Annotated in this window: 12 protein-coding genes; 7 read left to right on the plus strand and 5 right to left on the minus strand. The window is 64.8% G+C overall.

The features are described from left to right. Positions 1–2: 2 nt before the first annotated feature. Positions 3–479 carry a hypothetical protein gene (locus ACVMB0_RS14840; RefSeq protein WP_461346730.1) on the minus strand — a complete coding sequence of 159 codons (477 nt, stop codon included), beginning with the start codon at positions 477–479 and terminating at the stop codon, positions 3–5. 166 nt (positions 480–645) lie between these two features. Here ACVMB0_RS14840 and ACVMB0_RS14845 point away from each other — a divergent pair, with 166 nt between their 5' ends. The 3 genes from ACVMB0_RS14845 to ACVMB0_RS14855 all read left to right on the plus strand — a co-directional run bounded on the left by ACVMB0_RS14845 (position 646) and on the right by ACVMB0_RS14855 (position 4,610). Next, complete coding sequence (locus ACVMB0_RS14845) at positions 646–945, plus strand: hypothetical protein (RefSeq protein ID WP_461346731.1); 300 nt, start codon at positions 646–648, stop codon at positions 943–945. Between the two features lie 44 nt (positions 946–989). Then, positions 990–1,520, plus strand: coding sequence for a DUF3617 domain-containing protein (locus ACVMB0_RS14850; RefSeq protein ID WP_461346732.1), 531 nt, complete (start codon positions 990–992; stop codon positions 1,518–1,520). A gap of 948 nt (positions 1,521–2,468) precedes the next feature. Then, positions 2,469–4,610 (plus strand): TonB-dependent siderophore receptor, encoded by a 2,142-nt coding sequence (locus ACVMB0_RS14855; protein ID WP_461346733.1) that lies wholly within the window; start codon positions 2,469–2,471, stop codon positions 4,608–4,610. A 64-nt stretch (positions 4,611–4,674) separates the two neighbouring features. Here the strand turns inward: ACVMB0_RS14855 and ACVMB0_RS14860 are convergent, their stop codons facing one another. Genes ACVMB0_RS14860 through ACVMB0_RS14870 form a run of 3 tightly spaced genes read right to left on the minus strand, consistent with a single transcriptional unit; the run spans position 4,675 to position 7,343 of the window. Continuing rightward, on the minus strand, positions 4,675–6,060 hold the full coding sequence (locus tag ACVMB0_RS14860; RefSeq protein ID WP_456750135.1) for an ATP-binding protein: 1,386 nt from the start codon (positions 6,058–6,060) through the stop codon (positions 4,675–4,677). 9 nt (positions 6,061–6,069) lie between these two features. After that, positions 6,070–6,774, minus strand: a complete 705-nt coding sequence (locus ACVMB0_RS14865; protein WP_456756291.1) for a response regulator transcription factor — start codon at positions 6,772–6,774, stop codon at positions 6,070–6,072. A gap of 20 nt (positions 6,775–6,794) precedes the next feature. Beyond that, a complete protein-coding gene (locus ACVMB0_RS14870; protein WP_461346734.1) occupies positions 6,795–7,343 on the minus strand; it encodes a MarR family winged helix-turn-helix transcriptional regulator in 549 nt (182 codons plus the stop codon). 330 nt (positions 7,344–7,673) lie between these two features. Between ACVMB0_RS14870 and ACVMB0_RS14875 the strand changes: the two genes are divergently transcribed. The 4 genes from ACVMB0_RS14875 to ACVMB0_RS14890 all read left to right on the plus strand — a co-directional run bounded on the left by ACVMB0_RS14875 (position 7,674) and on the right by ACVMB0_RS14890 (position 11,296). Beyond that, positions 7,674–8,753 (plus strand): branched-chain amino acid aminotransferase, encoded by a 1,080-nt coding sequence (locus tag ACVMB0_RS14875; protein ID WP_461346735.1) that lies wholly within the window; start codon positions 7,674–7,676, stop codon positions 8,751–8,753. A gap of 144 nt (positions 8,754–8,897) precedes the next feature. Then, entirely contained in the window at positions 8,898–10,412 is a 1,515-nt protein-coding gene (gene hisS / locus ACVMB0_RS14880) for a histidine--tRNA ligase (RefSeq protein WP_461346736.1), read from the plus strand. 113 nt (positions 10,413–10,525) lie between these two features. Beyond that, on the plus strand, positions 10,526–10,729 hold the full coding sequence (locus ACVMB0_RS14885) for a tautomerase family protein (RefSeq protein WP_018269806.1): 204 nt from the start codon (positions 10,526–10,528) through the stop codon (positions 10,727–10,729). Positions 10,730–10,885: 156 nt separating this feature from the next. Continuing rightward, positions 10,886–11,296 (plus strand): thioesterase family protein, encoded by a 411-nt coding sequence (locus tag ACVMB0_RS14890; RefSeq protein WP_461346737.1) that lies wholly within the window; start codon positions 10,886–10,888, stop codon positions 11,294–11,296. 197 nt (positions 11,297–11,493) lie between these two features. Here ACVMB0_RS14890 and proC read toward each other — a convergent pair whose 3' ends face one another. Continuing rightward, positions 11,494–12,369: a pyrroline-5-carboxylate reductase gene (gene proC, locus ACVMB0_RS14895; protein ID WP_461349655.1), complete on the minus strand. Its 876-nt coding sequence runs from the start codon at positions 12,367–12,369 to the stop codon at positions 11,494–11,496. Positions 12,370–12,466: the final 97 nt, after the last annotated feature.

The raw sequence follows: 12,466 nt of genomic DNA on the forward strand, positions 1-12,466 counted from the left end.
TATCAGGGCCGGGCGGCCTTGCAGGACGGGTTGTAGGCCCAGTTGCGGTCGAGCCCGGCGACACACCATTCGACGCCCTGGTCGATGCCGGCAAAGCCGCCGTCCTCGATGATCGAATAGTGCACCTTGCGCACCTTGCCGTCGCTCAGCAGCGCATCGCCCGAGCAATAGCGGCGCGGGATATTGTCGGACTGCCAGGGGCGGAAGGCGGTTTCGTGGATCCGGCTGAAGCCGGTGATGACCAGCGGCGAATTCCAGAAGGTGGCTTCCTTCTCGTGGAATTGATCGCTGATGGTCGCCAGGGCCTTTTCGCAGGGGGCGACATTGCCGTCATAGCGCGGGCCCGACAGCCAGAAATTCAGTTCGAACGGATTGGCGGCCTGCGCCGTGCCCCCGAAAGCCAGCGTGCCGACCACGAGTGCGGCGCCGAGGCCAAGCGTGTGGCCGAGTTTGTTGCGGGAGTTGAACAGGTTGCGCATGGGAATCCACCCGATTATCCGATGCGGCGGACGGTGCCGCGAAGCCCCGGCAAGGTCAAGTGCAGCGCGGCAACACCTGTCGAGAAGTCCACTTCCGGCTGCCGGCTCGTTCTTTTCACGGTCGCCGGCGCACTCTATGTTGGGCCCAAGCGAAATGGAGTCTGCGATGCGAAGGAAATTGGCCGCGTGCCTGGTTGCCGTTAGCGGGATGCTGGCCGTGGGTCCGGCGCAAGCCGATTGGCTGCAGCCGGTGCCGCCGTTCAAGGGCAACGATACCGGCGGTATCATCGCCTATTCGCTGGCAGCCCAGACCGATGCCCGGCAGCTCGCCGTCGACCACTGCGCCTCCTACGGCAAGGTGGTCAAGTTCCTGGCGGTGCAGCGCTACCCGGGCGGCTACATCTCCTTCGCCTGTCGCTGGGTGCCGTATGGCGCCGCCGAGAGGCCGGTGCGCACGCTCTACTGAGCGCGCCCTTTAACTCTCCGATCGTTGAGCCGGGAGCCAACCGCATGACCCGACAGCTTGCCTTGCTTGGTTCTGCTGTGTGCCTTGCCCTGTCCACCGGCGCGGCAAGTGCCGTCGACCTGCCGATTCGCAAGGCCGGGCTGTGGGAGATGAAAATGGTGCGCACCGGCGGGCCGATGCCGGAAATCACCATGCAGCACTGCACCGACGAGACCACCGACAAGGAGATGAGCGCCGCGGCCTCGCCGATGGCCAAGGAGGTCTGCTCCAAGCAGGACATCCAGAAGACCGCGACCGGCTATGTCAGCGACAGCGTGTGCAGCGTCGCGGGCATGTCGATGCAGAGCCATGCCGAGATCGTCGGCGATTTCAATTCCGCCTACACGGTAAAGAGCACCTCGCATGCCGAGGGCGGTGCGGCCGGCGCCCGCGACACCACGATGACCATCGAGGCGAAATGGCTCGGCGCCTGCAAGGCCGACCAGAAGCCCGGTGACATCATCATGCCCGGCGGCATGAAGATGAACGTCAAGGACATGGAAAAGCTGAAGAGCCTCCTGCCCAAGCAGAAGTAGGGCGCCGCGCATTCGGTTGCGCGCCTGAATATAACGACCCCTGATGCCGAGTGGTTGTTGCACTTCGCATCTCCCTCATTGCTAGCAGTTCGCGACGAGAATTGCGGAGCAATCTTGTGCTGAGGGCGGTGTGCAATCCATCCGATGCCTTCCTGAGCGGCGCCACCGGGTCCGCGCAGAGCGCGGCCCGATGACAGGCTCCGCGCGTCTCGAAGGGTCGACGGCCGGGCTGGTGGCCGCGCATCCTTCGAGGCTCGCACCTTCAGAATGACGGTCTGGGAAATTGTAGCGAGCGGCCTCCCACGCTGTCGTCCTGGCGAAAGCTCATAACCACCGAATTCGATTGAGAGCGCGATAGTGGCCCAGCGTCGCACGACAGCAAGCGATTTGGGTAATGGCTCCTGGCTTTCGCCAGGACGACATTGAATACAATCGCACTCTCTCAGGATGACGGTTCACCGCCGCGCGTTCGTGCGCTCCTTGGCGCGATGACGTCGACGGGATGCGACATCATTGAGCGATCGGCTTCGCGTTTCGCGTTCGAGCGACGACGCGCGTCGCATTCGCTGCAAGCTCGCTGCGACAACGTGTCGTTTTGAATCGTTCAAATGCGTACATCTTGAATCGTTCCAGTGTTTCGCATCGTGTGCGCTTCAAGCAATTCTATTTTGCGCGTGTGGAATTTCGCGCACCCCGTCGATAGAAGTCCGCCGCAATCGATGTCGCGTCATGAGGAAGGTGCGCCTCGATCGAGATCAGTCTGGGCGCGTGGGGATTTGTTCGGTGGGAATGATTTGGTATCGAAGCAAGCGCGGCTTGCTTGGATCAACGGCTGCGATCAATGCAGCGTTTCTTGGTTCGGTGATGCTTGGAGCAGCGGGTGCGAACGTCGCCAGTGCTCAGGCGCAGACCAGTCCTCCACAAAACAATGCCAGCGTGCTTCCGGCCGTGACAGTGGACCAGCCCGGTGCGCCGAAGAAGCGCGCTGCGGCGGCTTCCAGTCAGAGCACCAGGTCTTCGCGCGCGGTCACGGCGAGCCGACGCAGCCGTGTTGCGACACCCGGCCAGAGCGAGGCGCCGCGCTCGCAGGGCACCGCAGGCAATATCGGTACGACGACCGGTTACGTCGCAACCGGCAGCAGCGCCGGCACCAAGACCAACACTGCGCTGATCGAAACGCCGCAGTCGCTTTCGGTCGTGACCCAGAAGGAGCTCCGGGATCGCAACGTTCAGACCCTCAAGGACGCCGTCAACTACACGCCCGGCGTGACGACCACGGCGTTCGGCTACGATCCGAGGTTCGACAGTTTCTACATCCGCGGTTTCGATGCGACCTATACCGGAATCTATCGCGACGGCCTGCGCCAGGGCGGCGGCAACTTCGCGATCCCGAAGATCGAGCCATACGGTCTCGACAGCGTGTCGATCCTGCGTGGTCCGGCCTCGGGCCTCTACGGTCTCGGTTCGCCCGGAGGCATCGTGGATGTCACCACCAAGCGGCCGACCCCGACGCCGTTCGGCGAGGTGCAGCTGCAGGCCGGCACTTACGATCGCTACCAGGGCAGCTTCGATCTCGGCGGCCCGGTGCCCGGCAGCGATCAACTGTACTACCGGCTGACGGGTTTGCTGCGCGAGGCAAAGACCTGGTATCCCGGCAACGACGACGATCGCACCTACATCGCGCCGGCGCTGACCTGGCGGCCGGACGCCGATACGTCCTTCACCATCCTCAGCGAATACCAAAGCAGCCGAACCGCCGCCAGCATCGGCAATTTCCGCACGCCCGACGGACAATTGACCAACATCTACTCGAATGATCCGGCGTTCAGCGCGATGGATCAGAAGCAGTATCGCATCGGCTATGCGTTCGAGCACAATGTCGACGACGTCTGGACGGTGCGGCAGAATTTTCGTTTCTATCAGGTCGACACCGACGCGAAATACACCCAGATCGACTCGATCGACTATGGCACCAATCTCGCGTCGCGCTCCGCCTGGCGGATCCTGGATAGCTTCAACACGGTCACGCTCGACAACCAGGCCGAGGCCAAGTTCATGCTCGGCGCGGTCAAGAGCACGGTGCTGTTCGGCGTCGACTACGGCCATTCCTACTACAACGACAAGATCGGTTACGGCGCGGCGCCGGACCTCAATCTCCTGACGATGAACTACGGCGCGCAGGCGATCGCGACGCCGGCTTTCTCGATCTTCAACAAGCAGTCGACCGACGAGGTCGGGGTGTATGCGCAGGAGCAGGCCAAGCTCGGCAGCTTCGTTCTGACCCTCAATGGTCGCCAGAGCTGGGTGTCGCAGACCACGACCGCGGGCCTCGACGGCGTGCCGTCGACGCAGAGGGCCAATGCCTTCACCGGCCGTGCGGGCCTCGCTTACGCCTTCGACGACGGCATCGCGCCCTATGTCAGCTACGCGACGTCATTCGCACCGCAAGTCGGCGTCGACGTATCCGGGACACCGTTCAAGCCGACCACCGGCGCGCAGAAGGAAATCGGCATCAAGTACCAGATGCCGCAGCTTCCGGTGCTGTTGACCGCGGCGGTGTTCGACATCACGCAGGACAATGTGCTGCGCACCGATCCCAACAACATGGCGTTCCAGGCCGCGACCGGGCAGGTCGAATCCAAGGGCGTCGAGCTCGAGGCGAAGCTGGCGCTCAAGCAGGGATTCGATCTCACCGCGGCCTACACGCATCTCAACGTCGTGATCACGCAGGGCAATCCGGACACGACCGGCAACGAGCTGTCGGGCATTCCGCGGGATTCCTTTGCCGCCTTCGGCAAATACACCTTCCAGTCCGGCGTTCCCGTCGAGGGGCTCGGGCTTGGCCTCGGCGTCCGCTATATCGGGACCAACTTCGGCAACGACCAGAATACATTCCAGAATGCGGCGACGACGCTGTTCGATGCCGTGATCGACTACGATCTGGGCAAGCTCGACCGGCGATTTCTCGGCGCCACCGCGCGCCTGAACGCGACCAATCTGTTCGACACGCAGTACCAGACCTGCCAGTCCGGCTACTGCTATTCCGGCGAACGACGGCAGGTGATCGGCACGTTGTCTTATCGCTGGTAGCTCTTGTTGTTCGGATGCGTTTTCTTCACGCGAACCGGCGTCCACTTCGCTCGAAAACGCTGTGCTACACCGGCACCCGCACCGTGGCCCGCAGGCCGCCCATCGGGCTCTCGCTGAGCAGGATATCGCCGCCATGCGAGCGCGCGATGTCGCGAGCGATCGCGAGCCCAAGCCCGCTGCCGCCCTCGTCCTGGTTGCGCGCATCGTCGAGCCGCAGGAACGGCTTGAACACTTCCTCGCGCATGTTGGCGGGGATGCCGGGGCCGTCATCGTCGACCGTGATGTTGAGGTAGCGGTGGTCGCGTTGGCCGGTGATCGAGATCGTGTTGGCATGGCGCGCCGCATTCGACACGAGGTTGGCGAGGCAGCGCTTGAACGAGGCCGGCTTCACCGTCACGATCGGCAGGCCGTGGAACGCGACGGTTGCGGTGTGGCCGTGGCGCTCGGCGTCGCTGCGTAATTCCTCCAGCGCCATCGCCATGTCGGTCGGCTGCGCGACCTCGCCGGAATCGCCGCGCGCAAACGCGAGATAGTCTTCCAGCATCATCGACATCTCGTCGACGTCCTTGCGCATCGCGTCGATCTCGGGGCCTTCGCCGATCAGGGCGAGCTCGAGCTTGAAGCGGGTCAGGATGGTGCGCAGATCGTGCGAGACGCCGGCGAGCATCGCGGTGCGCTGCTCGATCGAGCGCTCGACGCGCGCCTTCATCTCGATGAAGGCCTGCGCCGCGCGCCGCACCTCGCGCGCGCCGCGCGGCCGGAAATTTGGGGCCTCGCGGCCCTTGCCGAAACTTTCCGCGGCGTCGGCGAGCCGCAGGATCGGCTTGATCTGGTTGCGCAGGAACAGCACCGCGACGATCAGCAGGATCGTCGAGGTGCCGAGCATCCAGAAGATGAAGATCTCCGAATTGGAGGCATAGGCCGCGCTGCGCTGGGCGAAGATCCGCATCACGGAATCGTCGAGCTGCACGCGGATCTCGACCAAATTGGACTTGCCGACGGTGTCGATCCAGAACGGGCGGCTGATCTGGCGGCCGAGCTGCACCGACAGGGTCTGGTCGAGCAGCGAGAAGAACGGCTTCGGCCCCGGCGGTGGCATGTCGCCGGCGGGGAGGAAATCGACCACCAGCTGCAGCTTCTGCGCGATGCCGCGCAGCTGCGCGCGATCCTTGTCCTGCGGATAGATCTTGTAGACGTCGATCAGCGCGGCAATGTCGGACACCACCGCGGCCGACAGGCGCCGCGTCACCGTGTTCCAGTGCCGCTCCATGAACACGAACGCCACCACGGTCTGCAGGATCACCATCGGCACGATCATGATCAGCAGCGCGCGGGCGTAGAGGCCCGTCGGCATCCAGCTCTTGAACGCGTTGCCCATCCAGCCGTTCGCCTTCGAGACGCGCTGCGAGGCGTTCTTGATCAGGGTCAGGCCGGAATCGAGCGTGCTCATGGCTGGATCTTACGGCGAGGCGACCAGTCGATAGCCGATGCCGCGCACCGCCTGCAGGAACAGCGGATTGGCCGGATCGTGCTCGATCTTGCGCCGCAGCCGGTTGATCTGCACGTCGACCGCGCGTTCGTTGACGGTGCCGCCGGAGGTCAGCGCGGCGCGCGGCACGGTCTCGCCGGGCGCGCTGGCCAGGATGCGCAGCATCTCGCGCTCGCGGTCGGTGAGATGGACGATCTCCTCGCCCTGGCGCAGCTCGCTGCGCTCGATGTGGAAGATGTAGGGGCCGAACGCGATCTGCTCGACGGTGACGACCTGCGGCGGCGCCGTGCGCTTGAGGATGTTGCCGATGCGCAGCACCAGCTCGCGCGGCTCGAACGGTTTTGCCACGTAGTCATCGGCGCCGATCTGCAAACCCTCGATGCGGGCTTCCGCCTCATGTCGGGCGGTCAGCATGATGATCGGCACCGTCGAGGAGGTGCGGATGAAGCGGGCGAGGTCGAAACCGTTCTCGCCGGGCATCATCACGTCGAGGATCAGGAGGTCGAAATGCAGTCCGAGCAGCTTGGCGCGCGCATCGGTGGCGCTCATTGCCGTCGTGACGCGATAGCCTTCGCCGGAGAGAAAGCGCGACAGCAGGTCGCGAATACGGCGGTCGTCGTCGACCAGAAGCAGATGCGGCGCGTCGTCGGCCGGCTCGATCGGCGCGCGCATCATGGTTGCAGCCTGCACCAGGTTCACTCCCTTGCTTTCTTGCCGCCGCCGAAGATCGCTTCGAGCACCTTGTCGGGGTCGTCGCGATCGATCATCGCGCGGAGGAATTGGCGAACCGTCTCGATGCCGGCCGGATCGATGCCGGCGACGGCGCGGTTGATGCGGTCGGTCTGCAACCCTGCGAGCTTGGCGACCAGCGCCTCGCCTTTCGGCGTCGCGTAGAGCAGGCGCTGCCGGCGGTCATTGTTGCCGGTCTTCTGCACGATGTAGCCCTCGTCCAAGAGTTGCTTGAGCACCCGCCCGAGCGATTGCTTGGTGATGCGCAAGACGTCGAGCAGGTCGGCGACCTTCAGGCCGGGATAGCGGGTGACGAAGTGGATGACGCGGTGGTGGGCGCGGCCGAAGCCGAACGCCTCCAGCTCCTGGTCGGCGTCACCGACGAAGTCGCGGTAGGCGAAGAACAACAGCTCGATGATGTCCCAGCGCAGGTCGCGCCCGCCCGCCGCAGAAGCGTGGTCATCTCCCTGCGAATCGGGCTTGGCAGCCATGCCTGAGAAATTTATGTCAGTCATATTGACGTATCTTGGGTTCAATGTTACAAAACTGCCTGTCACGACGAAACATTAGGTCGTTTTGTCCCTGACAGCGTTTGAGACGGCCTGAAAGAGCCTGTGAGGCGGTTTGGGCCGCAAATTGGACTACCGTGCGATTGTCGAGCGGCATTTCGGCAAACATACTGGACTTCAGCACTCCGCAAAAGCATGTCTAGCCGGCATGTTGGCGATGGAAACCGGCCCCGCGGCCGGAGGTGGTGAGGTCCGGACCAGCCGAGCCGTGAGGCTCCGGGGGAAACAGGCCGGCGCCCGACCTCGCGCCGGTTCCGACAGCGGAAAGCAAGAAAAATGACTTTGAAATTCGACATCCAGCCTTCGCCGAACGCGACGTCCGACAAGGACCGCGCAGCGAAGCTCGTGGACCCGGGCTTCGGCCGCGTCTTCACCGATCACATGGCGATCGTGCGCTACAGCCAGGGCAAGGGCTGGCATAGCGCCCGCGTCGAGGCCCGTGCGAATTTTCCGCTCGATCCGGCCGGCGCGGTGCTGCACTACGCCCAGGAAATTTTCGAAGGTCTCAAGGCCTACAAGCGCGACGATGGCGGCATCAACCTGTTCCGCCCCGACGCCAATGCCCGCCGCTTCCGCGATTCGGCCGATCGCATGGCGATGGCGCCGTTGCCCGAGGATCTGTTCATCGAAGCGGTCGAGCAGTTGGTGCGGATCGATCGCGCCTGGATCCCGGGCGGCGAGGGCAGTCTCTATCTGCGGCCGTTCATGATCGCGAGCGAGATCTTCCTCGGCGTCAAGCCATCGGCGGAATACATCTTCTCAGTGATCGCCTCGCCGGTCGGCTCCTATTTCAAGGGCGGCCCGGCACCGGTGTCGATCTGGGTGTCGGAGAATTACACGCGCGCCGCAATTGGCGGCACCGGCGCCGTCAAGTGCGGCGGCAATTATGCCGCGAGCCTGCGCGCGCAGGCCGAGGCGATCGAGCGCGGCTGCGACCAGGTCGTGTTCCTCGACGCGGTCGAGCGCCGCTATATCGAAGAGCTCGGCGGCATGAACATCTTCTTCGCATTCGACGACGGCTCGCTCTCGACGCCGCCGCTCGGCACCATCCTGCCCGGCATTACCCGCGACTCGATCATTGCGCTCGCCAAGGATGCCGGCACAAGCGTGCGCGAGGAGCCCTACACGATCCAGCAGTGGCGCGCGGATGCCGCCAGTGGCAGGCTGAAGGAGGCGTTCGCCTGCGGGACTGCTGCCGTGATCTCGCCGATCGGCAAGGTCTGCTCGGCGAGCGGCGACTTCCAGATCAGCGGCGGTCTCGCCGGCCCGGTCGCCATGGGCCTGCGCAAGAAGCTGGTCGACATCCAGTATGGTCGCACCAACGATCCGCATAACTGGATCAGAAGCGTCCAGTGACGGACGCCACGTCATTCCGGGGCGATGCGTAAGCATCGAACCCGGAATCTCGAGATTCCGGGTTCGCGTCTTTCGACGCGCCCCGGAATGACAGCCCTGGACGCACCGGTTGCCGCGTTGCGCGCCGGCTGGTAAATGCCGCCAATGGCCGAGAAACCCAAAAAACCCCAGAAACTGAAGGCGCGCCTGCCGCGCGGGCTGGAAGATCGCGGCCCGGCTGCGATCAATGCCACGCGGGCGATGGTCGAGAAGATCCGCGCCGTCTACGAGCTCTACGGCTTCGAGCCGGTGGAGACGCCGGCGATGGAATATACCGATGCGCTCGGCAAGTTCCTGCCTGACCAGGACCGTCCCAACGAGGGCGTGTTCTCGTTCCAGGACGATGACGAGCAGTGGATCTCGCTGCGTTATGACCTGACCGCGCCGCTGGCGCGCTATGTCGCGGAGAACTTCGACGCGCTGCCGAAGCCGTACCGGTCGTATCGTTTCGGCTATGTCTTCCGCAACGAGAAGCCGGGTCCCGGCCGGTTTCGCCAGTTCATGCAGTTCGATGCCGACACGGTCGGTTCGGCGACGCCGGCGGCCGATGCCGAGATCTGCATGATGGCAGCCGACACGATGGAAGCGCTCGGCATTCCGCGCGGCTCCTATGTCGTCAAGGTGAACAACCGCAAGGTGCTCGACGGCGTGCTCGAGGCGATCGGCCTCGGCGGCGACGACAATGCAGGCCGCAGGCTCACCGTGCTGCGCGCGATCGACAAGCTCGACAAGTTTCCCGCAGACGAGGTCCGCAAGCTGCTTGGTCCCGGACGATGGGATGGCGGCGAAGAGGGCAAGGGCGACTTCACCAAGGGCGCCGAGCTGAGCCCGGCGGATGCCGATATCGTCCTCGCCGTCACGCAGCAGCGCGACGATTGGAAAGATGCCATCGCTGCGGCCGAGACCTATTTGGCGAAGAGTGAGGTTGGTCAGGCCGGCGTGAGCGAGCTGGAAGAGATCGCCAAGCTGGTCGCGGCGTCCGGCTATGGCGCGGACCGAATCCGCATCGATCCCACCGTCGTTCGTGGCCTCGAATACTACACCGGCCCGGTTTACGAGATCGAGCTGCTGCTCGACACCAAGGACGAGAAGGGCCGCCCGGTGCGGTTCGGCTCGGTTGGTGGCGGCGGCCGCTATGACGGCCTGGTCTCGCGCTTCCGCGGCGAGCCGGTGCCGGCGGCCGGTTTCTCGATCGGCGTGTCGCGGCTGCAGGCCGCGCTGACGATGCTCGGCCAGCTCGACGCGAGCGCCGTGTTCGGCCCCGTCGTCGTCACCGTGTTCGATCGCGACCGTGTCGCCGACTACCAGAAGATGGTCGCGCAGCTGCGCCAGGCCGGCATCCGTGCCGAGCTCTATCTCGGCAATCCGAAGAACATGGGCAACCAGCTCAAATATGCCGACCGCCGCAACTCGCCCTGCGTCATCATCCAGGGCTCGGATGAGAAGGCGCGCGGCGAGGTGCAGATCAAGGACCTGATCGATGGCGCCAAGGCAGCGGCCGCGATCGCCTCCAACCAGGAATGGCGCGAGACGCGTCCGGCGCAGTTCTCCTGTGCGGAGGCCGAGCTGGTCACCAAGGTCCGCGAGGTCTTGGCGCGGCACGACGTGAACTGGGGATAGCTGGTTTGTCATGCGCGGGCTTGACCCGCGCAGCCATCTTCAAAAAGATGGCGCGCCAGCCAGACCGGCAGACGACCGGTTTGCGCGTCAACAACAACCAGGGAGAACTTCCGATGCCTGAGATCACCGTGAGCATGGCCGCCGGCCGCACCGATGAGCAGAAGCTCGGCATGATGCGCGACATCACCCAGGCGCTGGTGAAGAATCTCGGCGTCGATGCCGATGCGGTCGTGATCCAGATCAACGAAGCGCCGCTGCATCACAAGATGAAGGGCGGCAAGTCCTTCGTCGAGCGCGCCGCCGCGGCGAAGAAGTAGCCCTCATCTCTCCACGGGTCGTCCCTGCGAAAGCAGGGACCCATAACCACCGATGTCGGTTGTTATGCTCGCTGGGGCCCCAGCCTTCGTGACATCAGGCATTCGTGGTTATGGGTCCCGGCTCAAGGCCGGGACGACACCTGTTCTGAGGCGCCAATGGATGCACGCGACTTCATCAAGATCGGCATGAGCGCCGAGCGCATGCTGGTGGTGCCGCCGGAGCGCACGGTCGGGCATTTCGTACCCGGCATGCCGATGGTCTATGCGACGCCGATGATGATCCTCGACATGGAGATGGCGTCGGGCGATGCCATCCGCGCCGCGTTGCAGCCCGGCTGGGTCACGGTCGGCACCGAGGTCGACATCCGCCATCTCGCGGCCGCGCTTGTCGGAGCCACGGTGCGGACCACCTCAAAGGTGATCGCGGTCGAGCGCCGCGTGATCCGCTTCGAGGTCGACGCCTTTGAGGGCACGCGCAAGCTCGGCGAAGGCCGCCACGCTCGCGGCTTGATCAATGTCGAGAGCTTTAACAAGCGGCTGGCCGGGATGTCGGGGCAGGCTTCGTAAGAGCACCGCAGGGTGGGCAAAGCGAGCGTGCCCATTTTCGTTTGCTGCTCGCAATCACGCTACAACACTTGTTCGGACGTCATCCTGATGAGCGCGCAGCGCGTCTCGAAGGATGGGCCACGGGCCGTGCACCCTTCGAGGCTCGCTCCGCGAGCACCTCAGGATGACGGGACGAGGAGTGATCGGGTAGCGAAAAATTACTTCGCCAATTCCTTCGAACGCCTGGTCGCCGCCGCAATCGCACGGGTCATCAGCGGCTGCAGGCCGTCGCTTGCCATCAGCACTTCGAGCGCCGCGGCGGTGGTGCCGCCGGGCGAAGTGACGTTCTGCCGCAACGTCGCCGACGGCTGATCGGAGCGATGCAGCAGTTCGCCGGAGCCGGCGACGGTGGCGCGCGCCAGCGTGGTTGCGAGTTGCTCGGGCAGGCCGGCGGCAACGCCGGCGCGGGCGAGCTCCTCGGCGAGCAGGAAAACATAGGCCGGGCCGGAGCCGGAGACAGCCGTCACCGCGTCCATCAGGCCTTCGTCGTCGACCCATTCGACCAGCCCGGTCGCCTTCAGCAGCGCATCGGTCATCGCGCGCCGTGCGGCAGTGACGCGCTTCGACGGCACCGCAACCGTGATGCCGCGGCCGATCGCCGCCGGCGTGTTCGGCATCGCGCGCACCACCGCGCCCCCGACCACCTCTTCCAGCGCCGCGATGGTCGTGCCGGCCATGATCGAGACCACGAGCGTCGAGGGGCCGACGAGCGCCTTCAGTGCGGCGCCGGCATCGCGGAACGATTGCGGCTTCACCGCGACCACCAGCGTGTCGACCGTACCGAGCTCTCTCGCCTGCGGATTGAGGCGCACGCCCTTCGCGGCCAGCGCGGAGATCTCGGGCGACAGATGCGGATCGATCACCGCGACCTGCTTGGGTGCGAGGCCCTGCGCGAGCCAGCCGGTCAGCATGGCGCCGCCCATCTTGCCCGCGCCCGCGAGCGCGATGGTGCCGGAAGTATTCGTCAATGCGCTGCTTGTGCTCACGGGAGGCTCCACAAACTCTGTGTCGTCCCTGCGGAAGCAGGGACCCATAACCACCGGAGGTTCTAGTGAAGCGAGAACCGAGCCACAAGCAGTTTACTCAACCACTGGGGCCGCGGAGTATGGATCCCTGCTTTCGCAGGGACGA

The organism is Bradyrhizobium sp. USDA 4451 (assembly GCF_054822585.1).